Source organism: Nodosilinea sp. FACHB-131 (assembly GCF_014695395.1).
In the GTDB taxonomy this organism is placed as follows: domain Bacteria; phylum Cyanobacteriota; class Cyanobacteriia; order Phormidesmidales; family Phormidesmidaceae; genus Nodosilinea.
Genome location: NZ_JACJOF010000004.1, coordinates 51,589 through 75,489, shown reverse-complemented (window position 1 = coordinate 75,489; position 23,901 = coordinate 51,589). Strand labels below are relative to the sequence as shown.

The window sequence follows — 23,901 nt, the reverse complement described above, 5'->3', positions numbered from 1 at the left end:
GTACACCTTAGACCGTGAACCCTAGCTATTCGAGCTTGTCACAATTAGCTTGGTTAAGTACTAGCCGTCAGCTAAGCAGTTCGCAGCACAGGCCAACTGGCCGGTTGATGTTAACAGCCATCTAGCCCACACTGGAGTTTGGCTAAGCATGAGATTCCATGACTAACCCTGAGTTTAATGTGGCTATGGCCCCGGCGGCCTTGAGCGTTGGCGGTTTAGTCGACTACATCAAGGCCGTTTTAGAAGACGACCCCACCCTGCGCCAGGTCTGGGTGGTCGGCGAAGTGTCTAGCGCCAACAACCACGCCAAGGGGCTGTTTTTTACTCTCACCGACCCCGACACCGGGGCTGCCATCAATGCTGTGGCCTGGCGCAGTCAGCAGGCGCGGCTCACGACCCTGCCTGCCGTCGGCGAACAGGTGATTGCTCTGGGCACGGTGAAAGTCTATCCCCAGCGCAGCAGCTACCAGCTGACGGTGTGGCAAGTGCTGCCCAGCGGCGACGGCCTCAAGGCCCTGCGCTATCGCCAGCTGCGCCAGCGGCTTGCCGCTGAGGGTCTGTTTGACCCCGAGTTTAAGCGCCCGTTGCCCGCCCTGCCCCAAACCATTGCGGTGGTGTCGTCTCCCCAAGCGGCGGCATGGGGAGACATTCAACGATCGCTGCGGCACCACCATCCCGGCCTGCACTTGCTCTTCTCGCCGGCCACGGTGCAGGGCGACACCGCCCCCGCCTCAATTGAGGCCGCGATAGCTCGGGTGGCCCGCGACGGTCGCGCCGAGGTGCTGATCCTGGCTCGCGGCGGCGGGGCCAGCGAAGATTTGGAGTGTTTTGACGATGAGCGCGTGGTGCGGGCGATCGCCAACTGCCCCATCCCGGTGGTGACCGGCATCGGCCACCAGCGCGACGAATCGTTGGCCGATCTGGCGGCGGATCTATGTGCCCATACCCCGACGGCGGCGGCGATCGCCGCCGTTCCCGCCCTGGCCGATCTAATCGAAGCTCACCACCAGCGGGTAGCCCTGCTCAAAACCCTAACCGCCGAGCACCTGCTCAATGCCCAAAGCGATGTGCACCGCCTTAGGCAACGATTGCTGCGCACTCGCCTCGACCAGCAAATCGAGCAGCAGATCATTCACCTCAAACAGCTCAAGCGCCGACTGGTGCAGGGGGTGCAGGTAGAAATGAGACAGGCAAGCGATCGCACCGCTGCCCTACGCAGCCACCTGATGACCCTTGACCCCGACACCGTGGTTAAGCGAGGCTATGCTCTAGTCCGTGACGAAGCCAGCCAGCTCGTTACCCAAGCCAGCAGCGTCACCCCCGGCGAAACCCTCCAAATACAGCTCGCCCAGGGCCACCTCACCGTCCAAGTCACCCAAATTCACCCCCTCATCTCCTAACTCCCTTATCTCCTATCTCCATCCACCCCCTACCCATCCACCCCTTCACCCCCATGCCCAAGAAAGCCGCCGACCCCTGGAACTACGAAAACACCGTCGCCACCGTCGAAGGCATCATCGCCGACCTCGAATCGGGCAGCCTGCCCCTAGCGGCGGTGCTGAGCCAGTTTGAACAGGCCGTGCAGGCCCTCCAGCAGTGCGAAACCTACCTGAACGAGAAGCAGCAGCAGGTAGACTTGCTGATTGAAACCCTGGCTGACCACTGAACCTAACCTCAATGATTGGGCTTACAGCCAGTGAAATCTGGCTTAGAGCAGTTCAAAACGGCAAGATTCAAACCTATCGAGCATTCTTTGCTCTTCTATTTTTGTTCTTCTGCTACAGCTAATCGTCTCTAGCCCAGTCGCTTACTCAATACGAATGATGTCGCGAAAGCCAAACCAGTTATAGCGGTGGGCGACCCACGGCAGGCCCACGAACACAATCAAGAGCAAACAGAACATGGCTACTCTTTGGGGCATGGTTGTGGTCAGTGTTTGCCCGGCATAGCTCAGCAAAAAGGTAGAGGGAATCATGCCCAGCAGTGTAGCCACGGCATAGACCTTGACCGAGAGCTTGAGCATCCCTGCCCCGTAGCTCACCCCATCAAAGGGCAGCACCGGAAACAGGCGGCTGAAGAAAATCAGCCAGCCTAAATACCGTTCGCCACGGTGCGCGTCTACAGAAATAGATTTACCTGTCAGCGACCGAATGACAGCACTGCCCAGGGTGCGCCCCAGAAAGTAGGCCATTAAACTCCCCAAAAATCCACCGATGACGCTGTAGACGCCAGCCATTGGCATGCCCCACACCATACCAGCCGCGACCGCCAGGGGCGCACCCGGTACCGGGCTCACCACCACCGATAGCGCCAGCACAGCGATGTAGGTAACGGGTCCCCAATGACCCATTTGTTGAAGGGTTGGCTTCAGCGCGGTGGGGTTGAATAGGTCAGGACTAGGCCCAAGCACCAGCCAGCCAGCCGCCAGAGCACAGGCCACAGCGATCGCCAGGGCCGCTCCATTTGGGCGTAGCCAAAAATTCCTCAAAGGCTGGGGTAGGGCTATTGAGGTCAACCTCTTTAGCTTGCCGTAGGGTTTACGGTTCTGTAGTTCTAAAATTTTTGAGCAGGGTGGCTCCTAGCGATCGCAACCGGTCTGGGCTAGGGAATGACAAAAATTTTTAGGTCAGCCTCAAGCCATTCCTAAAATTAAGGCTCATCCTAAAGAAGACCGAACTCTCTTCTAGCCCCATGAACCCAGAGCACCAGCGCCTAAAAGCGGCCTATGTATCGCAAACGCCGTGGCAGAAATGGGGGCCATATTTAAGCGATCGCCAGTGGGGCACCGTGCGCGAAGACTACAGCGCTACGGGTGCAGCGTGGGATTATTTCTCTCACCAGCAGTCGCACTCGCGGGCCTACCGCTGGGGCGAGGATGGCCTGGGCGGCATCTGCGACGACCAGCAGCTGCTCTGCTTTGCCCTAGCCCTCTGGAATGGGAACGATCCCGTGCTCAAGGAGCGCCTGTTTGGGGTTACCGGCAGCCAGGGCAACCACGGCGAAGACGTCAAGGAATACTACTTTTACCTCGACAGCACCCCTACCCACAGCTATCTAAGGTTTCTCTATAAATACCCCCAGGCCGAGTACCCCTACGCTGACCTAGTGGCCGAAAACCAGCGACGCGGGTACGACCAGCCCGAGTACGAGCTGCTGGATACTGGCGTGTTTGGCGAAAACCGCTACTTTGACGTGTTTGTGGAATACGCCAAGGCCGGTCCCGAAGACGTTTTGATTGCCGTTGAAGTGGTCAATCGCGGCCCTGAACCAGCCACAATTCACCTGCTGCCGACCCTGTGGTTTCGTAACACCTGGGCCTGGGGTGATGACATAGAAAAGCCAGAGTTACGCAGGGGCAAACGGCCGTTTGCCCCTACAGGGGATGTTGTGATAGAGGCCACCCACCCCACTTTGGGAAACTACTGGCTCCACTGCGAAGGAAGCTCGACTGATGCAACCCCGCCCCTATATTTCACCGAAAATGAGACCAACCATGCAGCCGTATTTGGCAGCACAAATTCCTCACCCTACGTCAAAGACGGCATTCACAAGGCGGTGATTCATGGGCAAACAGATGCAGTGAATCCCGCTCAGGTGGGCACAAAAGTCTCGCCCCACTATCAATTTTCTCTTAGGTCGGGGGAGCGGCAGACAGTACGCCTCCGACTGACAGATCAGCCCACCCTGGAAGATTCCTTTGGTGACGACTTTGCGAAAATCCTCCAAACTCGGCGGCAGGAGGCAGATGATTTCTACCAAGCCCTTACGCCTTTTGAGCTAAGTGACGGTCAGCGGCAAATTCAGCGACAGGCGATCGCAGGTTTGCTCTGGAGTAAGCAGGTTTACACCTACTCAGTGGAACAATGGCTGCGCGGGGATTCAACCAGGCCAGAGCCGCATCGCCACCGCAACCGCCACTGGCAACACCTCGACACCGCCGACATCATCTCCATGCCCGACAAGTGGGAATACCCCTGGTTTGCTGCCTGGGATCTGGCCTTTCACTGCATTCCTTTGGCCATGGTTGACCCCGAATTTGCCAAGCAGCAGCTCGACCTGCTGACGCGGGAGTGGTATATGCACCCCAACGGCCAGTTGCCCGCCTACGAGTGGGCCTTTGGCGACGTCAACCCACCCGTCCACGCCTGGGCTACCTGGCGCGTTTATAAAATTTCTCAAAAGATGACCGGGCCAAGCGTAGACCATCGGCCCTTTCTAGAACGCGTTTTTCAAAAACTGCTGCTCAACTTTACCTGGTGGGTCAACCGCAAAGACGCTGAGGGCAAAAACGTTTTTGAGGGCGGCTTTCTCGGTCTCGACAATATCGGCGTGTTTGACCGCAGCGCCCCGCTACCCACCGGCGGCAACCTAGAGCAGTCCGACGGCACTAGCTGGATGGCAATGTACTGTCTCAACATGCTGGAAATGTCCCTGGAACTGGCGCTTGAAAACCCGGTTTACGAGGATATGGCCACAAAATTCTTCGAGCACTTCATCTACATTGCCGAGGCCATGAACCACATCGGCGACGACCAAACCCGCCTGTGGAGCGAGGAAGACGGGTTTTTCTACGACGTGCTGCACCTACCCGACGGTGATGGTCAGGGGCCAGCTCGTGACCATCGCATCCAGATGAAAATTCGCTCACTGGTCGGGCTAATTCCCCTCTGCGCGGTCATGACCTTAGAGCCCAAAACCTTGGAAAAACTGCCCAGCTTTGCCGAACGGCTGGAGTGGTTCATTCAAAATCGCCCCCACCTGAAGCGCAATGTGGCCTGCATGGAAACCCAGGGCACCGGAGCGCGGCGCATGCTGGCTCTGTGCTACGCCACTCTAGGCCAGGTCGAACCACGCGATCGCCTGCGCCGCCTGCTCGAAAAACTGCTGGATGAGTCCGAATTCTTGAGTCCCTACGGCATTCGTGCCCTGTCGAAATACCATGCTGAGCACCCCTACAGCTTCCACGCCAATGGCCAAGAGTACCGAGTTGACTACGAACCAGCGGAGTCGAGCAGCGGGCTATTTGGCGGCAACTCCAACTGGCGGGGGCCGATCTGGTTTCCGGTCAACTATCTGATTATCGAGTCGCTGCAAAAATTTCACCACTATCTAGGTGACGACTACAAAGTCGAATGCCCCACCGGTTCTGGGCAGTGGATGAATCTGTGGGAGGTCGCCAGCGAGCTATCCCAGCGGCTGATCGCCATTTTTGAGATCAATGCCGACGGCGATCGCCCCGTCAATGGCGGTACTGTTCCCCTACAGCAAGACCCCCACTGGCGCGACCATGTGCTGTTTTACGAATACTTCCATGGCGACAACGGGGCCGGGCTGGGAGCCAGCCACCAAACTGGCTGGACGGGGCTAGTCGCCAAGCTCATTCAGCAGCAGGCCGAATATACCTGCGATCCCCAAAGGGACACCTGATTCAAGTCGGCTCCCGGACTGGAATACCGCAGGCTTGACGCGGCGTGAATTGCCTTGGCCCAGAAGCCACAGTTTGTCCCAGTGGCGATATTTGCAGAAAACGATCGCGATCGCCCCCTAAAACCCCTGCAAAAGCGCAAGACCAAACCTTAGTGACAACCGGTGACAGCGTGGGCGGCACCCAGCGAACTGTGGCTTTCCATTGTGTGGCCTCTGCACCAACAGCTGACGACGATGGCACCGTAGACGCCAAATTCTGCCAAACCTACCGCTATCAATCAGGTGAAGTGACGGCGATCGCCCAGGCCGAGGCCCTCCAAGGTCGAATTTTGGTTCCGGGCTCGCCGTTCGATTGAGCGGCATCATCGACTCACCCGGCAGTGGAGTAGAAGTTAGATTTAACGGTGGCGATCGCTCTTGTTCCTTTGGCAGCGGCCTTTTCAGTCAGGACCTGGAGCTTTCTGAAGGGGAGTACGTTCTCACAGGCGCGTACAACTTGAATATGGTCTTTTCAGGTGCTGACCCACTATCAAGCTGTCCAATTATTCTGCACGCCAAGGTGGAGACACTAGGGGTTCGGTAGATTCAGCATCACCCACTAATAAAGGCAGGGCCTAAATCTTGAAGCCTGCTTCCCACTTCTAGCGGCCCAACTAACCCTAGAAACCCTAAGCCCAATTCCTCTTCCTGAGGAATTGGGCTTAGCCACAGAAGTGCCGTTTGAAACATTCTTAGGAACTCACAGGTTTTGCAGAACAAGCCAAAGGCTCAAAGCCTGGGAATGGTTTCTGACTTGGGACTGATAGCTGAACCGTCGCGGAGCAGGTTGCGAAAATGCGGCAGATAAAGTACAAGTGTACTTATTCGGCATCCCCCATGGTCGCCTTGATCTGATTCACAAATTCCTGATGGTCGATCACCGGCTTCGAGATATAGCCATTGGCACCGCTCTGGCTCAAAAAATTCTCGCGATCGCCCTCCATGGCGTGGGCCGTCACCAAAATCACCGGTAGGTTAGCCGTAGCGGGGTCAGCCTTCAGCAGCTGGGTAATCTTGATGCCATCCATGGGCTTGCCCTGGTACATGCTATGGGCCAGCGACACATCCATCAAAACCACGTCAACTTCACCACTGCGGGCAATGGTCATCACCTCTTCGACATCTTCTGTATGCTTAACCGCCAGGCCCCCGCGCTTGGTCAATATTTTAGAAAATACTCGGGCATTTACCAGGTCGTCTTCAACGAGTAAGACGGTCTTCATTACGTGTGTCCATCCCTGTCATCAGAGGAATATGGTCTTTGAACGGAAATGCTTGGGTTGGGGCGCCAGCTTTATCTAGACAGCCGAGGCAGCTACAGCCCTAGCCCTCCTGGGTAAGCTTTTCTAGGCAAGTGCCCCATGGCGGGTAGACTGGATTGCCTAAACGCTTGCCATACCCACAAGCTTGCCTATAAGTTACAGCATTGTTAACGCCGATTCATCAAGGCTCATTAAATTTAGACCGTGCGTTAGGCTGCGAAATGCCAATTTACGCCTAGGCTATGGCTAAACTCAGCTACAGCTCGGTAAGTTAGCCACAATCTATCTCACCTACCCCGTTCCCCTTTTTTCATCCAGGATCCCCGCCCATGGCCGACCAACTCGACATTCTTGCTGGGCAGATTGTGCCTACCTCGCTCCACACCGAGGTGCAGCGGTCGTACCTGGAATACGCCATGAGCGTGATTGTGGGCCGGGCGCTGCCCGACGTACGCGATGGCCTCAAGCCGGTGCACCGCCGCATTCTCTATGCCATGCACGAACTAGGGCTAACCCCCGATCGCCCCTACCGCAAATGCGCCCGCGTAGTCGGCGATGTGCTGGGTAAGTATCACCCCCACGGTGACCAGGCGGTCTATGAGGCCTTGGTGCGTATGGTGCAGACGTTCTCCAGCCGCTACCCCCTGCTGGATGGCCACGGCAACTTTGGCTCGGTCGACAACGACCCCCCAGCGGCCATGCGCTACACCGAAACGCGCCTGTCGCCGATCAGCAACGAGGGGATGCTGACCGATATCAGCGAGGCCCTGGTTGACTTTAGCGACAACTTTGACAGCTCCCAGCAGGAGCCGGTGGTGCTGCCCACCCAGTTGCCCAACCTGCTGCTCAACGGGTCTTCGGGCATTGCCGTGGGCATGGCTACTAACATTCCGCCTCACAACATGGGCGAAGTGATCGATGGCCTAGTAGCGATGATCGATCGCCCCACCCTCTCCGACGACGACCTGTTTCGCCTCATCCCCGGCCCCGATTTCCCGACCGGGGGCGAGATCATCGGCACCGAGGGCATTCTCGACGCCTACCGCACCGGGCGAGGCAGCATTCCCATTCGCGGCCTTTGCCAGTTTGAAGAAGTGCATCCTGGCCGGGGGCGACAGCGGCGCAACGCGATCATCGTTACCGAGCTGCCCTACCAGGTAAATAAGGCGGGGTGGATTGAGAAAATTGCCCAACTGGTGAACGCGGGACGGCTGGAGGGGATTGCGGATATTCGAGATGAGAGCGATCGCGACGGCATGCGGGTGGTGATCGAACTCAAGCGCGACACCCCAGCCCATCGGGTGCTGCAAGATCTCTACCGCACCACGCCGCTGCAAACCAACTTCGGCGTGATTATGCTGGCGCTAGATAACGGCCAGCCTCGCCAGATGCCTCTGCGCGACGTCATGCAGGCGTTCCTCGACTTTCGTGAAACCACCCTCACCCGCCACTACCAGCACCAGCTCGAAAAAACCGAGGCCAAGCTGCACATCACCGAGGGGCTGCTCACCGCGCTCAACAACCTCGATGCGATCATCGACATTCTGCGCAACGCCGCCGACGGCACCACCGCCAAGCAGACCTTTCAGCAGCGGTTTGACCTCAGCGAGCGCCAGTCGGACGCGATCTTGGCCATGCCCCTGCGCAAGCTCACCGGCATGGAGCGCCAGGGCCTAGAAAACGATTTTGCCGAACTCAGCCAGCGCCGGGACGACCTCACCCGCCTGCTGAGCGATCGCAAAGAGCTGCTCAAGGCGATGAAAAAAGAGCTGAAGGCGCTCAAAAAGAAGTTCAGTGACCCCCGCCGCACCCGCATTCAAACCGACGCCGAACGGGCGGAAGAATCACAACAGGTCGAAGAGATCATTGCCGAAACCGTCGAAGAAGCGACGATCGTAGAGTTTACCCAAAAGGGTTACGTGCGGCGGTTTTCCCAAAAATCCTACCAGCGGCGGCAGGCTCGGCTAGAGGTTGACCCCAACCCCAAACTCCATGAGGTAGACGACGACCCAGTGGTGCAGGTTGAAGCCGCCCTCACGACCCACGAACTGCTCACCCTCACCCGCGATGGTCGGGCCTTTACCGTTGCTGTCGGGGCTGTCCCTGCTAACCCGCGGCAGGGCAAGGGGGCACCCCTGGTGCAGCTGCTGCCGGGTTCGGTGCCATCCGCCGCCGATGCGATCGCGTCCCGGTTGGTGCTTCGCGACGATTTGCTAGAGCACGACCTGATTCTCGTCACCCGCAAGGGCAAAATCAAGCGCGCTCCGCTGAAAGAATTCACCAACCTCACCGGGCGCGGCCTCACCGCCATCAAAGTGAAAGACGGCGACGAACTGGCCTACGTCACCCTGGCCGAGCCAGGCGATGACCTGGTATTGGGAACGACCGGCGGCCGACTGCTGCGCTTCCCGATCGATGATGACAACCTGCAAGTTATGGGCCGCGCCGCCCAAGGCCCCCAGGGTATTCGCATGGGCAAGCAAGAAACCCTGACCGGCTGTGTGGCTGTGCAGTCGAGCAAGGATTGCCTGCTGCTGGTGTCGGCGGCGGGCTATGCCAAGCGTTTGCCGGTAGAGGGTTTGCGGGTGGCCAAGCGCGGCGACATTGGCACCCAATCGTTTCAATTTAGCCTCAAGACCGACAGCCTGATGGCGCTGCTGCCCGCAGTACCCAAGGAAGCCGTGACGGTGTTTACCAGCGCTGAGCGCACCGCTGTCATCCCGATCGCATCGGTGCCCCGCCAAGGCAGGACTGGGGAGAGCGATCGCATCGTCAAACCCAACAAAGGCGAAACCATCACCCAAGTAATTCGCATCACCCCACCCGATCAGAGCACCTTAGCCGAAGCAGAGTAAGATAAATTTTGGATTTTAGGTTGGCGATTTTGGCGTTACTGACTCGCCGCAGGGTGCGTTGGCGCTAGCAAGTCACCACTCGCCACGTTTCTCCCAAGCTCCTCCACCTGTCGCTGTCAACGCCTAGTCCCTGTAATCCGTGGACTTCAAAGAGATTACAGGACAGCCCTACTCAGCATCACTTCAAAACTGTCTTCCTGCCCCTCTACCTGCTCAGTTTCCCGTGGCTCAAGTCGCAATCGAAAACGTTTACAAAACCTTTCCTAAATCTCGCCAATCCCATGGGGCAGAGGCCACTGAACCAGATGCGGCAGACGCGGCGGCGGTGCTTAAGCGCATCAACCTCACTGTTGAGGACGGCGAATTCATGGTGCTGGTCGGCCCCTCGGGCTGCGGTAAAAGCACTCTGCTGCGGCTGATTTCGGGGCTGGAGGCAATTACGGGAGGCAGTATCTGGGTGGGCGATCGCAAAGTCAACGACCTGCCCCCCAAGCTGCGCGACACCGCCATGGTGTTCCAGAGCTATGCTCTCTACCCTCACCTGACGGTCTACGACAACCTCGCCTTTGGCCTGCGTCGCATGGGGGCTGACCTCGAACAATCCCTGCCCTCTCTAGAGTCGAGCCAGCCGCTTTCTCCCAGCGACTCCCCTGCCAACCAGGAGCTAGAGCGCCTGCTTACTGAAAGCCGTTGGTGGGAGAAGCCCCTGGTCTCAATCACGCGCAGGCTGCCCCCCAGCCTGCGCTATGTCTCTGAGGCCGAACAACTGATCGACGAACGGGTGCGGGCCGTGGCCAAGATGCTGCAAATCGACCTGCTGCTCAACCGCCAGCCCCGACAGCTTTCGGGCGGGCAAAAGCAGCGAGTGGCCCTGGGTCGAGCCATGGCTCGCAATCCCCAGGTATTTTTGATGGATGAGCCCCTGTCAAACCTGGATGCCAAACTGCGGATGGAAACCCGCGCCCAGATTGTAAATTTGCAGCGGCAGCTGGGCATTACCACCATCTACGTCACCCACGACCAGGTGGAGGCTATGACCATGGGCCATCGCATCGCCGTGATGAACCTGGGTCAAATTCAGCAGGTGGCCACCCCGCTGGAGCTGTATAACCGCCCCGCCAATCGCTTTGTGGCTGGCTTTATCGGCTCGCCACCCATGAATATTGTCCCTGTTCAGGTGCAGGCTCCATTTTTGCTGGTGCATCCTGAGTTTCGCCTGTCGCTGCCCAGCGATTGGGACGATCGCCTGCTGCCCTACGACAACCGCGAAGCGCTGCTGGGCATTCGCCCCGAGCACCTCAGTTTGGCCCTGCCCGCACCCAAAAATATTCGCGGTCACATCACCCACCTAGAGGCCCTGGGCAGCGAAACTTACATAACGGTGCGGACCGAGGGACTGACGCTGCTGGCCAAAATTCCCCCCGACGAGGTGGTGCGAATTGGCGATGAGGTGTGGCTGGCGATCGCCTCCGAAAAAGCCCATCTGTTTGATCCAGAGAGTGACGCCTCCCTTTGGAGCTGCTAACCTTTTGTAGCCGCAGAGATTCACATCAACGAGCCATGCCAATGAGGGAAAGCACCTTGCGTAAATCCCGTTCTGGTAAAACCCAGCTACTCTCAGGGCTAACTTTGATCGGCGCGATGGTCGGGGTCTTCTTCTTAGTGCAAGCGCCCTGGGCGCAGCCGCTGCGAGCCCTAGCACTGTTGGCCCTGCCTGGGTTGCAGGGGGCCTTGACCGCTCGGCAGGCTCTGCACCAGCACCGATTAGCGCCATCAAGGTCAGGGCTGACGATCGCAGAGCTGATCGGGGCGGGGCTGCTGGGGGTAGCCGCCGGCATCGCCTTGCTGGGCGCTAGGTCGCTGCCGGTGCTCTATAGCAGTTGGGTTGTAGCCGCGATCGCCACCCTAATCTTGGTAATTGCCACCGCCCTTGAGCTGCTGCGAGCGATGAGCCGCAGACAAAATCAGCGCCCGGTGCTGCTCAAGCTGTTGCTGCAAAGCCTGGCGCTGATCTTCTATGGCCTACTGCTGCTGTGGATGGGGCTGCTGTTTCTGCTGTCGCTAACGGGCGAGTCATACATGGGGAATTGAGCGGGGGTAGTTGACGGGAAGCGATCACCCCGAAAGCCTGCCATTTTTCCAAGCCACCTCGACCGAATCACTCATCTTGCCGCACCTTTAGACTGATTTGCCTAAAGACTGCATTGTGTAGCACTTGCCCTGCCACCGCTATCTCTTGACCATCCACCCAGGCCTGCTCCAGGGTCGCCCCGTGCAAGTGTAGGTTCACCTTTTCGTAGGGAAACTCGTAGTCTCCCTGCGATCGCCAAGTGAGGGTTAAGGTCTGCTCCCGCTGGCTTAGATGCCACTGGTCTAGTCGCGAGTCGCCGTAGCCTTCTCCGGCATCGCTGTAGAGCTGACCTTGGCTTTCCCCCTCCCCATCAGGGCCCAAGGCCGGTGGGTAGAGGTGCAGGGTCAGGTCTTCACCTTCAGCCAGGGGCAAAATGCTGCCTCCCCTTACCAGCAGGGGAATTTGCTCCAGCGGAGCCGGTAGCTCGACGGTTTGCCCACCCTGCCATAGCGTGTCATCCCAAAAGCTGTACCAATTGCCGGGGGGGAGGGCAACTTGGCGGCAGCGCTCTCCCTGGGTCATCACTGGACACACCAGCAGCGCGTCCCCCAGACAAAAGGCATCCTCTCGGTTCCACAGGCTTTCGTCTGTCGGGTCCAGCCAGAACAGCGGACGCACAGGGGGATATCCCCATTCGGCGGTCTCCCACACCAGAGTGTAGAAGTAGGGCATGAGCTGCTGACGGAGCTGCAAAAAGCGGCGCGCAATGCTGAGGCAGGGTTCGCCGTAGGTCCAGGGGGCGCGGTGCCCCACGCTGACGGCGCTGTGGGTGCGGTAAAAGACCATGAAGGTGGCCATTTGAAACCAGCGCAGGTATAGCTCAGGCCCCGGATTGCCCAAAAATCCGCCAATGTCAGGGCCGCAAAAGGCCACCCCCGACAGCCCCAGACCCAAAACGGTGGCTACGGTCTGACGCAGCGCCTCCCAGGTCGAGACGATATCGCCGGTCCAGGTCCAAGCGTAGCGTTGCAGCCCAGCCCAGCCCGATCGCGTCACCACAAAGGGACGAATATGGGGCCGGTGGCTCCGCAGGCTTTCAAAGGCGGCACGGGTTTCGAGCATGCCGTAGACATTGTGGGCTTCGCGGTGGTCGCCGCCGCGCCCCTCTAGCTTGTGCTGAGTCGCCAGGGGCAGGGTGGGGTCGCCCCAGGCCACAAAGGCCGCCGGTTCATTCATATCGTTCCAAAAACCGGCTACTCCCGCCTGAAGCAGGTAGGAAAACTGGCGGCTCCACCAGTCGCGCACAATTGGATCGGTAAAGTCAGGGAAGACCGACCGCCCCGGCCAGACGGGGGCAACTACCAGATCGCCGTTGGCGTAGGTGCAGAAAGCATCGAGAATTTGCCCTTCTAAAAACAGGTTGCTGTGGCGGTTGTGCTGAATGCCGGGATTGTTGATCGCGATCAGCCGCACGCCATTGACCGCCAACTCCGCCGTAAACTGCCGAAACTTGGGGAACCGCTGGGGGTCGATGGTGAAGGCGCGGTGGTTGACCTGGCAGTCAATATCTACATGCAGGGCGCTGAGGGGCAGGTCGTGCTGCTGAAAGTTTTGCACCTCCTGGCGCAGGGTGGCCTCGGTGCGATAGCCCCAGTGCGATTGGTGATACCCCAGGGCCCAGCGGGGCGGCAAGGGTGCTCGCCCGGTGAGCTGGGTATAGCGCTGCATGAGCTGGGGCGGCGCACCGATCGCCAGGTAATAGCGCAGGGCACCGGCCTCGAAGGTGGTGGTGGCTTGCTGGCCCAACCGTAGCTCGCCCCGAAAGGTGTTTTCGTAAAACACCAGATAGCTGCCCTGCTGGTGCAGACCCAGGTACACCGGAATGCAGATATACATCGGGTCGGTGCCGGGTTCGTAGATGTTGCCGGGGTCGTAGTTCCAGAACTGGTAGGTTTTGGTCTGGGCTGGGCCGCTCTGCTCTGAAACTACGGGTCGCCGCAGGTTAAAGGTTGCCGCCCGTTCCCCCAGACCGAAGAGGCACTCTTCGTCCCGCAGGGGGGTAGTCTGCTGCCACCCTTCTCCCAAACGCTGGGGAGGGAGTTCTTGGCGAATCTGGCCGGTCTGGTCGGCGATCGCCAAACTGCCGTCCCAACCTACGCTGATCGTGAGTTCAGAACTAGAGAGCACCCATCCCTGAGACTGCTCTTCTAGTTGGGTGGTGACAGCAGGCCAGGGGTGGTCGGCTAGGCCATAGGGCAGGGGCAGCCGACCGGGCTGCCAGGTGACGCGAACGAAATCTGGTGTTAAAAAGGCGAGTTCGAGGGAGGCGTGCTCAAACTCAATCTCAGCGCCCCGCTCGGTAGGGGTGGCATGAAGTCCTTTGCCTACGGGCATGGGGGTAGTTGCTGGCGGGGTTTGGTAGGGGCGATCGCGGCGATCGCGCTGCCACGAGTACCAAATCGCGTAGGGCATGTACCTAAGAAACCACAAGGCTTGCAGCACAAATTTCAGCCTTAGCCAGAGTGGTTTTAGCACAGCCATTCTTTTGCTTACCCCCAGGTGGTTCCTCTCTGACAGGCTAGGGGCAAGCTGAGGCCACGGCTTCCCCTAAAGGCCCAAAGAATTTGTCTACCCACAGAGAGAATTAGCTCTTGGCCTGTATCCCCTTCCCCCTCTGCCCGCAGCTAGATGAGAATAACCTTTCCGCTAGGATTTAATGGGGCCAAACACCTCGCCCTATTTTGAGAGCAGTCGTGCCTTTTTCTCCTTATCTGGCCATCAATCAGCAACTGGCTGCCCAAGGAATTAAGCCCCAGTACGTGACCGGCATGGATTCTGCCACCCAGGGGCTACAGTCGGCGGCCAACTATCTCAACGGAAAGGATTTGCCAGCTGGGGGTCCGGTGCCTCAGTTGGCGGTAGGGCTAGCTCAGGCCATCGGCAGTTTGCCCAATGCAATCAACGATGCCATCATCACCGGGTTAGGCTGGCTCGATGCCTCTAGCCCAGGGGCTTTAGAGCAAGTGCGGTCCGAAACCCTGGCCCAATGGGCGGTTAATCAATACCCCCAGCGGCAGTATCCGGCGATGATGGTGGGCTCCTCTAACGGAGCAGTCTCTCATTTATGCGCGGCCCTGGGCATTCCCTGGCTGCCCCAAACCTTGCTAGTTTGTGCCCGCCACTCAAGCGACAAAGATGATCCCAAGCAGGCCCTGACCTGGGCCGAAGACCGGGTGCAGCGGTTGCTAGCGGCGAACCCCGACCTGGCAGCCTACCAAATGCACGACCCCAACCAGGACCGGTTGAAGGTGGGACAGGTGGCCTATTTTCGGCTCAAGCGCAGGCGGTTGGGGGCCGCCTATCGGCAGTTTTTGCAGCAAAACTTGATGCCGGGGGGCACGCTGTTTTTGGTGGAATGTCAGTACAAGTGGCCGGCCACCCAGGTCAGCGATCGCCATTTCTTCCAGGTAGGCGGCAAGGGCGGCATTCATCGCGAAGAGTACGTTGAAGGCAGCCCTCGGGTAGCCGAGTTTCTCAAGCAGCAGGGGTCTGAGCATAGCCATTGGCACAGCCCCCCTTCCGATGGCGACTGGCCCGAGGCGGAATGGGGTTTTGAGCCCGCCCTGCGTGAAGATGTGATGGACTTTGCCGAGGAGCACGGGCTGAAGGTGCAGCGGATTGTGTTTGACGATCCGCAGTCCCTCAGCCCGCTGGTGGCCGACCTGCATCGCTGGTGGTACGACAATCGGGGCATTCCCAGCGATCGCCTATTAGCTGAGTCGTTTGTTTATCTGCATCCCTGGCTGTGTTTGCGCCTGGGTCTGGTGCCCTACTGGACAGTGTTTAACGACAAAACCTCCCTGGGACTGCTCAAGGACTATTTGCAAACCACTGAACCCTACAACGACATCTATCTCACCCTGTTTTCAAACGGGATCAACTCCCTGGGAATTGCGCCGATTGAGCAGTGGCGATCGGAAATCCTGTCTCAGGCTCGCCGCCGGGGCGAATTTTTAGGCGTCAAAGAACAGCGCTTTCCGCGAGACAATGCCTCGATCATTCAGCACTACCTGGATCTAAAGCAGATGCCGGGGCAGTTCCCCATGCCTGGGCCATTGACTCTGCACCAGCTGGGGGAGTTTTTGGGCGAAAGGGGCGATCGCTACGCCGTAGATTGGCTGAGCTAACCCTTCGCTGTATCGCTTTCGGACGCAGTGGAAATCACTGTAGTTTGCTACCTAACCCGCCCTACAGGCGTTGTTTAGTTTGGGTGCCTACACCGGGTGGAAGAAGAACGAAGCTCCGAGAATGGCAAAGGTGGAAAGTAGCAGCACCCCCTCCAGCCAGTTCGACTTGCCATCCTGGCTGATCAGGTTGACGACGGCGACGGCGATCACCACCGCGATCGCCTCAAAGGGGCCAAAGTTCAAGTCCATGGGCTGGCCAATAAAGTAGCCGATGAGCACCAGAATGGGGGCTACCAGCAGCGCCACCAGCAGGCTCGATCCCATGGCGATTGATACCGACAGATCCATGTTGTTCTTCACCGCCATGCGCACGGCGGTGACATATTCCGCCGCACCACCCACCAGGGGCAGCAAAATCACCCCGGTAAACAGGTCGGTCAGCCCCAGGCTGTTGGCAGTTTCTTCCACCGCTCCCACAAAAATTTCAGACTCAACGGCCACGCCAATCGTAGCGGCCAGCAGCACGCCAATCCAAAGCACCAGGTTGGGCTTCTCGGCGCCGTGCTCACCCTCGCCGTGAGCGCCCGCTTGGTCGCTCACGCCCACGTCGTAGAGGTAGCTGTGGGTCTTGAGAGAAAAGAGCAGCGTTAGCCCATAGACCACAATCATCACCACCGCCACCGTCAGCGACAGGCGGCTAATCGCGGTTGGCTCGACAATATTCGAAGTATTGATCACCATGGCGGGCAGCACGATCGCCGTCACCGCCAGAGCCATAGTGCTGCCGTTGATGCCCGCGACGTTTTGGTTAAACTCCTGCTCTTTGTAGCGCAGCCCGCCAAAGAACATCGAGAGCCCCAAAACCAACAGCAGGTTGGCCAAAATCGAGCCGGTGATGCTGGCTTTGACAATGTCAATCAGACCAGCCTTGAGGGCGACCAGGGCAATGATCAACTCCGTGGCGTTGCCAAAAACGGCATTGATCAACCCTCCAATGGTCGGCCCGGTCACCACGGCCAGCTCTTCGGTGGCGGTGCTCAGCCAAATCGCCAGGGGCACAATAGCCAGCGCCGACAGCACAAAGATGGTTAGGGCACCCCACTCCAGCCGTTCTGCTGCGATCGAGATGGGAATAAAGAGCAGCAGGCCCAGAGAAATAATGTTTTTGATCGACATAGATAACCAGCTAAAGGAATAGGTGGGCCAGGAAGCAGTACTTTCCCCACGCAGAATTTTTCTGCCCATTGTCGGTTGAGAGGCTGTTCTGCGCAATCACCTTAGCAAATTCCACCGTTGCAAAGCACCTGTAACACGTCCGCAGAACAGCCTCAGGTGCGTACGCTGGTTGGACACCGCAGTCGATAGTCCCAATTTGTGCCGCTCGGTCACCCTGCTAACAGCTGCATCATCTGCTCCTGGCTGAGTACGCTGCCCACGACCCGCCGCACGGGTTCTGGAGAAACCTGAATCAGGGTCGGGGTCGCCGTAATATTAGCGGCCTCGGCTTCGGCAGGGTGAGTGGTGACGTCAATCACCTGGAGGGTGTAGGCACCAGGCAGGGTTGACTCTAGCGTGGTGTACAAAAACCGCAGCATTTTTTCGGTGACAGCCGTGTCGGTAGCCCTGACAAACAGCTTGAAGCAGTGCGCTTGGGGCAGCGGGTCAACCGCTAGCGGTATTTCCAGCAGCGGTGTAGTGGGCATGGGGACAGCGATCGCCTGCTCGACGCGCATCACCAAATCGTGGCATTCCCATAGTTCGGGAAAGGTGGACTGGTACGACTCGATCAGCGCTACTGAGCATTCTTCGGCGCTGGTGTAGTTGGGCTGCCACTGCAATTCCCCCAGGCCAAACAACGCATTGAGCAGAGGCTGAAACCGCAGGACACGGGGGTAAGCCTCGGCCACGGTCACAGGGGTTTGGGTAGCGGAGTTGACCCAACGATCTACGGTAGCGGTAAAGCAGGGCAGCAAAAAATAGGGCGGCTCCGGCAGCTCCAGGTGGGTCTGTAGAGCCGCACAGAGGTCGATGTGCCAGTGGGCTCGCTTTTGCTCGTCGATGCAGTAGACGCAGTCGCCCCCTGGGGTAAAGAGAGCAATACCTTTGAAGCTAGAGGCAACTGCGCCCACCGCAGTGCCGTTAGACACGGCCGCGCAGCATTTGGGCCATTTCGTTTTGCTTGGGCGACATTTCCAGCGCGGTCTCTTCGGTGATGCGCCCCGACTCGTAGAGGGCGTAGAGCGACTGGTTCATGGTGCACATACCGTCAAAGGTACATTTGGGAATCAGCGCTTCGACTTCGTCGAGCTGCCCCCGCAAAATGTAGTCTTTGATCGCATCGGTGTTGATGAGGATGTCGTGGAAGGCGGCCCGCTTGCCGTCGGTGGTGCGGCAGAGGCCCTGGGCAATGACCGCCACCAGCGACTCCGCCAGGGAAACCCGCACCGGAGCCTGCTGCTCCGGCTCGTAGAGGTTGAGAATCCGCTCTACAGTCTTAACGGCGCTGTTAGTGTGCAGGGTGCCCATCACAAGGTGACCGGTCTGGGCCGCTTTGAGGGCGGTGTTGACGGTTTCTTTGTCCCGCATCTCACCGACTAGAATGATGTCGGGGTCTTCCCGCAGGGAGGCTTTAAGGGCGTTGTCGAATTTTTGGGTGTGCATACCCACTTCCCGCTGCTTGATCAGCGATCGCCTGCTGGTGTGCACAAATTCTACCGGGTCCTCAATGGTGATGATGTTTTTGGGCATCTCGGTGTTGACATAGTCAATCATCGCCGCCATGGTGGTCGACTTACCCGAACCCGTAGGCCCCGTCACCAGCACCAGCCCCTTGTGGTAGTGGCACACATCGCGAAAGATAGGTGAGAACCCCAGCTGGTCGAGGGTGAGAATTTTTACCGGAATCAGACGCAGCACCATAGCCGGCCCGCGCAGGGAGTCAAAGATGTTGATCCGGATGCGGGTGAAGTCGTACTGAGCAGCTCCGTCAAAGTCAAGGGTTTGGCGAAACTCTTGGATTTCTTCGGGCTTGAGGATTTCTTCGAGCCAGGCGTAGAAGGTGGCTTCGTCGGTGACTGGGTACTCGGTCGTTGCAATGTCACCGCGATCGCGGAATCGCGGTACCTCTCCCACGCCCATGTGAATGTCAGAGAAGCCCTTATCAAAGGCCTCGCGCACAATTTTTTCTAGGGTCAGACCGCTGCCCACCTTGAGGGTTTCTGCCGCTTTGGGCATGGGCGGCGGCGAAGGCGGACGGTGACGAGCTTGCCCTGGGGCAGGCGCAGCCTGAGCCGCTGGGGCTGGGGGCTGATGCGCGGCTGGAGCCTGAGCCGCTGGGGCCGGAGGCTGATGCACGGCCGGGGCTTGACCCACCGGAGGCTGCTGCGCTGCTGGGGCCTGGTGGGCCGCTGGAGCGTGACCCGCTGCCGCTGCCTGGGCTGCCGCCTGACCTGCTGCACGAGCGGCAGCCTGGGCCCGAGCTTGAGCTGAGGCCTGGGCCTGGGCCGCCGTTTGGGGAGGTCTGGGAGGCGGTGGTGGTGCAGGTTGGGCCCCGGGGGCGTTGGGTAACTCAGCCATGAAAGGATTCTCCATGATGGACTCTACAGCGACAGGTACGACAGCTGGGCCGGGGCAGGGCAGCCCGTTTGCCCGTGGAATACAGTCAGGTTGCCCACATTGGGTGCAGAACTTAGCTAGTCCATTACCTCTGGCAATGCTACGACAGTGTAACAACGGTCGTAGGGTTTGATGGGCTGGTTATAACCCCTGAGTATACAACCTGTGCCCAATTAGCTCATCAGCGTGCGTCCCAGCAGGTGGCCGTGGCTAAATACCGATCGCATCAGCCCCCAACGCACCGGGTTAGGGGCACGGCCAAACAGCCCCAGCATGGCCTGCACTACCTCAGGCAGCGAGAGATTGTCGGTCAGAAACCCAGCCCAGTCATCGGTGGGCAGGTTAAAGAAAGCATCAAAAAACTGATGCAGCTGCGGCGCGTCAAAGGCCATCAAATTTTCGAGGCCGAAGAGATAGAGGTAGTGCTTGCGCACGCGTTCGGCGGGCCATAGGGCTTGCCAAGCCTGGCGGGCCGCTTGCTCGGGGGTAGTTTGGGGTGAGCTGAGGGCAGAGGCGATCGCCTTGGCTAACCCCGGCCCCCGCCGCAGCAGCGCCCCTACCATATAGCCCGATGCTGGGTGCACCATGCTAGCGGCCCCACCAAAGCCCACCACCCGCTGGGTAAAATCGGGCAGCGGCTGGTTCATCGGAAACAGGCACCGCTCCACATGGTGCGTTTCTTTAATCTCAATACCCCGGTGGGCCAGGCGCTGGTGCAGGCGCTGTGTCAGCACCTCCATAGAAATGGCAGGATGGTGGGCTAGCGAGGTTTCTTCCACAAAGTACACCCCATCGCCCAAATCCATCGCGTAGAGAAACGTGGCCGGTTCCTGGCGCTGAGCTGGACTGAGGTAGTCGTCGCGGAAGTCCATCAGCACCATTTGCTGGGGGTCAGTAGGCGGCTTAGAGAACCGCCCCACAATGCCGTAGGCCGCCTGAAACGCCAGATCTGGTGCAGCCGGACGCTGCACCAGCGCCGCCTGATGCCCCGTAGCATCGACTACCAGCCGGGCAGTAAGCATTTCACCCGCTGCGGTCGTAACCTGGGTATGGGTGGGCCTATGGTCGATGTGAACGGCTTTACCCCGATGCCAGGTGACCTGGTGCTGCTCAGCCTGACTCAGCCAGTAGGATTGCAGGCGATCGTTGCTCAACAACCCATACTCGCGGTGCAGGGGCACAGGGCCGCTGTTGACGTGCACCAGGCAGTCCTTCCAGCGATGTTCTAGAAACGGCACCAGGCCCACATCTTCGAGTTCATCGACCCAGATGCCGTAGGTATTGGGCCAGGGGTGCGCTGGGTCGCCCAGGGCTAACCCCTGCACCGCCAGCCCCATCTCTGCTAAGGCTGCCACTAGCGACAGCCCTGCCGGCCCCGCGCCAATGACCAACACATCCTGCATGAACTGCCTGCAACCTCGTTTGCTGTGAACCCCTATCTTACAAAGATTGCGGTCGTTATTGAGCAGATTGGGATAGGGGGAGAAAGGGTACGGGAGGCAGGTGATAGTCGCTTCGAGGTGCTCCTCGGCTCTAATTTCCCCCTCCCGCAACTGGGCAATGTATCATTCAGAGGCGATTTAACCCAAATTTGTGGCCATGGCAAATCTTGCAAGCGATCCCAATGTACTGGCTACGGTAGTGGGCATTGTGGCCTTAGCTTTGGCCCCTTTGGCGTTTTTGCTGTGGTTTTTCTACACTCGCGACAAGCTCAATCCAGAGCCACGCGGTCTGGTGCTTAGGATTTTTGGCTTCGGGATTCTGGCTTTCATTCCAGTATTTTTGGTGCGGCAGTTTGTTCCCCTACCGGCCTGGCTGATGGCGGTGGTGGTGGTACCCGTGCTGGCCGAACTAGCAAAATTCTGGGTGGTGAAGGCAGGCGTATCTAACCACCCAGAATTCGATGAACCCGTGGACGGTATTATTTTTGCCGCCGCAGCCGGTCTGGGGTTTGCCACCCTGGAGGTGATTGGCTCTATGCTCTATGCCTACTTCGCTGTGGCGCGGCTAGGCGTACCGGGGAATGCCTTAGCCGCCGCTTGGCCCGCCGTGCTCAGCATGTTTGCCCTGCGGGGACTGCTGAGCGGTCCCGGCCATGCCCTATGGTCGTCGCTGTGGGGCTATGCTCTGGGGGTAGCAAAATTTGCTCCTGGTGGACAGGGTGGGGGGCTGGTTCGCAACGGCCTAGTGGCGGCCATGCTGTCCCATGCTGCCTTTAATGCCCTGGCGCTGGAGTCGAGCTGGTGGCTCAACCGGGTAGGCCTGGTGCTAGTGATTGCAGTGCTGTGGTTTGTGGTGATGCGCTGCCTGCGCTATGCCCTGGCCCTGGCGCCCAACCCCCAAGGCAATTCTGGGGAAACGACGAGATGAATGAAGGGGGAGGGCAAGCGGCGTTTACCTCTACGGAAGAGCCGATCTACTGCTGCATTGAGACAGTTCTCTACCTTGCCACCTCCCCAGATTAGTACTGCAATAGGACGGTGATCGGCACATTGGGGAGCTTAGTGCGGCCCTCTAGACCGACCAACTCAATCACAAAGCCATACCCGGCAACGGTGCAGTCGGTTTGCTCGACCAGCTGGGCGGCGGCCGCCGCAGTGCCACCCGTAGCAATCAAATCGTCGATAATCAGCACCCGGCTACCCGCTGGAAAAGCATCTTGGTGCAGTTCGAGGGTGTCTTTGCCATATTCCAGCGCGTAGCTGGCGGTGTGCACAGCGGCGGGCAGCTTGCCGGGCTTGCGCACTGGGGCAAACCCTACCCCCAGCTTGTAGGACAGGGGCATACCAAAGATGAATCCCCGCGACTCGATGCCCACGATGTAGTCAGGGCGATGCTCAGCCACCTGCTCAGCAAACAAGTCGATGGTGTATTGCAACGCGGTGGGGTCACCTAACAGCGGCGTAATGTCGCGGAAGAGAATGCCAGGCTTGGGGAAGTCGGGAATATCGCGGATATGGGCTTTGAGATCCATCAGGGATGCGGGGTCAAGGGCGTTGATATGGTATCACCGTGGGGGATGGGGCGGTGAGGAAGATAGGGGAGATAGTGAAGCTGAGGAAGATGGCAAAGGTTTCATGCCCTGATCTCGTCATGCTTCTACCGCCTTGTTGTGGAGAAGTTGTCAAACCAGCCGCGTTTCCAGAAGAAGTAGATTTGCAGCACGGCAATCAAGGCCATCACTGAGAGGCAGATGATATAGCCCCAGTACCACCCCAGCTCAGGCATGTTCAAAGGTGATTTTTCGGTGTTGAAGTTCATACCGTAGACGCCAGCAATAAAGGTGAGGGGAATGAAGATGGAGGAGATCACCGTCAGCAGCTTCATGACTTCGTTCATGCGGTTGTTGATGGAGGACAGGTAGACATCCATCAGACTGGAGGCGATTTCGCGGTAGTTTTCAATGATGTCAACGACTTGCACAATGTGGTCGTAGACGTCTTGCAGGTAGACGCGCACTTCCTGGCAGATCAGATCGTCACTGTCGCGAATCAGGCCGTTGATGACGCTGCGCTGGGGCCAAATATAGCGGCGCAGCTTCATTAGCGCCCGGCGCATGCGGTGAATTTTTTTGATCGTGGCATTGGTGGGGTTAGCAACCACTTCTTCTTCAAGATTCTCGAGGGTCTCGCCAATCACCTCTAGCACTGGGAAGAAGCTGTCGACGATGGTATCCATCAGAGCGTAGGCCAGGTAGTCGGCCCCCTGGGTACGGATGGTGCCGGTGCCACGCCGGATGCGATCGCGCACTGGGTTAAACGAGTCCCACTCGGGCTCTTCCTGAAATGTGACCAAAAAGCCCTTGCCCATCACAAAGCTCACTTGCTCACTGCCTACGCCAGAGCCGGTTTTTTTGGGCTGCACCATCTGCATGATGATCAGAATCTTGTCGTCGTAAAAGTCGATTTTGGGGCGGTGGGGCACGTTGACAATGTCTTCCAGCATCAGGGGGTGGAAGTCAAAGGTCTGGCTAATTTGCCGCAGGGTATCTTCGCTGCCCAGCCCTCGAGCATCGAGCCAGGTAACGGTTTCGGGCTTGCCGAGAGCCTCGCACTCAACTGGGTGATCGATCGTGGCGGTACGCAAGGTGTCTGGGCCATAGTCCATCAAATGCAGCTCTGTGGGCAGGGCATCGTCAGGGATATTCAGCGTGCCAGGGAGCGTGCCAGGGGTCGAATAGTTGAAGTCAATTAGTTTCTTTCTGCCCTCGTGGGGCGAGGCGTTGAGGGTGTTAGAGGCCGCCGCCCTCAACGCTTCTACGTCAACCGGCTTGGCCCGCGACTGACTAGCTTGGCCTGGCGAGGAGGATGGGTGGCCCCCTGGGTTGGGTGTGCGGCGCGACATAGCTCTGACTCTCAACGATTCCACATAAAGCATAGGGGCACAGCCGTAACTGTGCCCCTATGGGTTGATCATTTGTTCAGAGTAGTGGGGTGCAGGCCAGG

At 58.7% G+C, this 23,901-nt stretch carries 18 protein-coding genes; 9 read left to right on the top strand and 9 right to left on the bottom strand.

Translation table 11 applies throughout. The features are described 5' to 3' along the window. The first annotated feature begins 158 nt into the window (after positions 1–158). Entirely contained in the window at positions 159–1,400 is a 1,242-nt protein-coding gene (gene xseA, locus H6F75_RS01210; RefSeq protein ID WP_190748436.1) for an exodeoxyribonuclease VII large subunit, read from the top strand. A 53-nt stretch (positions 1,401–1,453) separates the two neighbouring features. Beyond that, positions 1,454–1,666 (top strand): exodeoxyribonuclease VII small subunit, encoded by a 213-nt coding sequence (xseB, locus tag H6F75_RS01205; protein WP_190748434.1) that lies wholly within the window; start codon positions 1,454–1,456, stop codon positions 1,664–1,666. A 141-nt stretch (positions 1,667–1,807) separates the two neighbouring features. On the opposite strand, the gene H6F75_RS01200 is transcribed toward xseB, so the two are convergent. Then, the gene (locus H6F75_RS01200; protein WP_190748432.1) at positions 1,808–2,488 is read right to left on the bottom strand and encodes a TVP38/TMEM64 family protein; all 681 of its coding nucleotides are present in this window, start codon (positions 2,486–2,488) and stop codon (positions 1,808–1,810) included. A 203-nt stretch (positions 2,489–2,691) separates the two neighbouring features. On the opposite strand from H6F75_RS01200, the gene H6F75_RS01195 reads away from it, so the two are divergent. Then, positions 2,692–5,427 carry a glucosidase gene (locus H6F75_RS01195; protein WP_190748430.1) on the top strand — a complete coding sequence of 912 codons (2,736 nt, stop codon included), beginning with the start codon at positions 2,692–2,694 and terminating at the stop codon, positions 5,425–5,427. A 152-nt stretch (positions 5,428–5,579) separates the two neighbouring features. After that, complete coding sequence (locus H6F75_RS01190; RefSeq protein ID WP_190748428.1) at positions 5,580–5,783, top strand: hypothetical protein; 204 nt, start codon at positions 5,580–5,582, stop codon at positions 5,781–5,783. A gap of 504 nt (positions 5,784–6,287) precedes the next feature. Here H6F75_RS01190 and H6F75_RS01185 read toward each other — a convergent pair. Continuing rightward, positions 6,288–6,689, bottom strand: coding sequence for a response regulator (locus H6F75_RS01185; RefSeq protein WP_190748426.1), 402 nt, complete (start codon positions 6,687–6,689; stop codon positions 6,288–6,290). Between the two features lie 368 nt (positions 6,690–7,057). Here H6F75_RS01185 and gyrA point away from each other — a divergent pair, with 368 nt between their 5' ends. The 3 genes from gyrA (at position 7,058) to H6F75_RS01170 (ending at position 11,674) form a co-directional block, all read left to right on the top strand. Beyond that, positions 7,058–9,583 (top strand): DNA gyrase subunit A, encoded by a 2,526-nt coding sequence (gene gyrA, locus H6F75_RS01180; RefSeq protein ID WP_190748424.1) that lies wholly within the window; start codon positions 7,058–7,060, stop codon positions 9,581–9,583. A 223-nt stretch (positions 9,584–9,806) separates the two neighbouring features. After that, entirely contained in the window at positions 9,807–11,108 is a 1,302-nt protein-coding gene (locus H6F75_RS01175; RefSeq protein WP_190748422.1) for an ATP-binding cassette domain-containing protein, read from the top strand. 56 nt (positions 11,109–11,164) lie between these two features. Next, positions 11,165–11,674: a hypothetical protein gene (locus tag H6F75_RS01170; protein WP_190748420.1), complete on the top strand. Its 510-nt coding sequence runs from the start codon at positions 11,165–11,167 to the stop codon at positions 11,672–11,674. Between the two features lie 67 nt (positions 11,675–11,741). On the opposite strand, the gene H6F75_RS01165 is transcribed toward H6F75_RS01170, so the two are convergent. Further along, positions 11,742–14,126 (bottom strand): glycoside hydrolase family 31 protein, encoded by a 2,385-nt coding sequence (locus tag H6F75_RS01165; protein ID WP_199303693.1) that lies wholly within the window; start codon positions 14,124–14,126, stop codon positions 11,742–11,744. A gap of 281 nt (positions 14,127–14,407) precedes the next feature. On the opposite strand from H6F75_RS01165, the gene H6F75_RS01160 reads away from it, so the two are divergent. Then, positions 14,408–15,841 (top strand): hypothetical protein, encoded by a 1,434-nt coding sequence (locus tag H6F75_RS01160; RefSeq protein ID WP_190748416.1) that lies wholly within the window; start codon positions 14,408–14,410, stop codon positions 15,839–15,841. 87 nt (positions 15,842–15,928) lie between these two features. Here the strand turns inward: H6F75_RS01160 and cax are convergent, their stop codons facing one another. From cax to crtL, 4 genes are all read right to left on the bottom strand, one after another. Further along, positions 15,929–17,017: a calcium/proton exchanger gene (gene cax / locus H6F75_RS01155; protein ID WP_190748414.1), complete on the bottom strand. Its 1,089-nt coding sequence runs from the start codon at positions 17,015–17,017 to the stop codon at positions 15,929–15,931. 209 nt (positions 17,018–17,226) lie between these two features. Continuing rightward, entirely contained in the window at positions 17,227–17,988 is a 762-nt protein-coding gene (locus tag H6F75_RS28950; protein WP_199303692.1) for a circadian clock KaiB family protein, read from the bottom strand. Further along, positions 17,981–19,417, bottom strand: a complete 1,437-nt coding sequence (locus tag H6F75_RS01145) for a type IV pilus twitching motility protein PilT (protein WP_242019569.1) — start codon at positions 19,415–19,417, stop codon at positions 17,981–17,983. The genes H6F75_RS28950 and H6F75_RS01145 overlap by 8 nt, the downstream gene beginning before the upstream one ends. Positions 19,418–19,629: 212 nt before the next feature. Next, a complete protein-coding gene (crtL, locus tag H6F75_RS01140; protein ID WP_190748410.1) occupies positions 19,630–20,859 on the bottom strand; it encodes a lycopene beta cyclase in 1,230 nt (409 codons plus the stop codon). Between the two features lie 196 nt (positions 20,860–21,055). Here crtL and H6F75_RS01135 point away from each other — a divergent pair, with 196 nt between their 5' ends. Continuing rightward, entirely contained in the window at positions 21,056–21,826 is a 771-nt protein-coding gene (locus H6F75_RS01135; RefSeq protein WP_190748408.1) for a PrsW family glutamic-type intramembrane protease, read from the top strand. Between the two features lie 91 nt (positions 21,827–21,917). On the opposite strand, the gene H6F75_RS01130 is transcribed toward H6F75_RS01135, so the two are convergent. After that, positions 21,918–22,430, bottom strand: a complete 513-nt coding sequence (locus H6F75_RS01130) for an adenine phosphoribosyltransferase (RefSeq protein WP_190748406.1) — start codon at positions 22,428–22,430, stop codon at positions 21,918–21,920. 125 nt (positions 22,431–22,555) lie between these two features. Further along, positions 22,556–23,800, bottom strand: a complete 1,245-nt coding sequence (corA, locus tag H6F75_RS01125) for a magnesium/cobalt transporter CorA (protein ID WP_190748404.1) — start codon at positions 23,798–23,800, stop codon at positions 22,556–22,558. Positions 23,801–23,901 lie beyond the last annotated feature (101 nt).

Coding starts and splice junctions, on each gene's coding strand:
- xseA (WP_190748436.1), top strand. CDS start 159: ATGACTAACCCTGAGTTTAATGTGGCTATGGCCCCGGCGGCCTTGAGC.
- xseB (WP_190748434.1), top strand. CDS start 1,454: ATGCCCAAGAAAGCCGCCGACCCCTGGAACTACGAAAACACCGTCGCC.
- H6F75_RS01195 (WP_190748430.1), top strand. CDS start 2,692: ATGAACCCAGAGCACCAGCGCCTAAAAGCGGCCTATGTATCGCAAACG.
- H6F75_RS01185 (WP_190748426.1), bottom strand. CDS start 6,689: ATGAAGACCGTCTTACTCGTTGAAGACGACCTGGTAAATGCCCGAGTA.
- gyrA (WP_190748424.1), top strand. CDS start 7,058: ATGGCCGACCAACTCGACATTCTTGCTGGGCAGATTGTGCCTACCTCG.
- H6F75_RS01165 (WP_199303693.1), bottom strand. CDS start 14,126: ATGCCCTACGCGATTTGGTACTCGTGGCAGCGCGATCGCCGCGATCGC.
- cax (WP_190748414.1), bottom strand. CDS start 17,017: ATGTCGATCAAAAACATTATTTCTCTGGGCCTGCTGCTCTTTATTCCC.
- H6F75_RS01145 (WP_242019569.1), bottom strand. CDS start 19,417: ATGGCTGAGTTACCCAACGCCCCCGGGGCCCAACCTGCACCACCACCG.
- crtL (WP_190748410.1), bottom strand. CDS start 20,859: ATGCAGGATGTGTTGGTCATTGGCGCGGGGCCGGCAGGGCTGTCGCTA.
- H6F75_RS01135 (WP_190748408.1), top strand. CDS start 21,056: ATGGCAAATCTTGCAAGCGATCCCAATGTACTGGCTACGGTAGTGGGC.
- H6F75_RS01130 (WP_190748406.1), bottom strand. CDS start 22,430: ATGGATCTCAAAGCCCATATCCGCGATATTCCCGACTTCCCCAAGCCT.
- corA (WP_190748404.1), bottom strand. CDS start 23,800: ATGTCGCGCCGCACACCCAACCCAGGGGGCCACCCATCCTCCTCGCCA.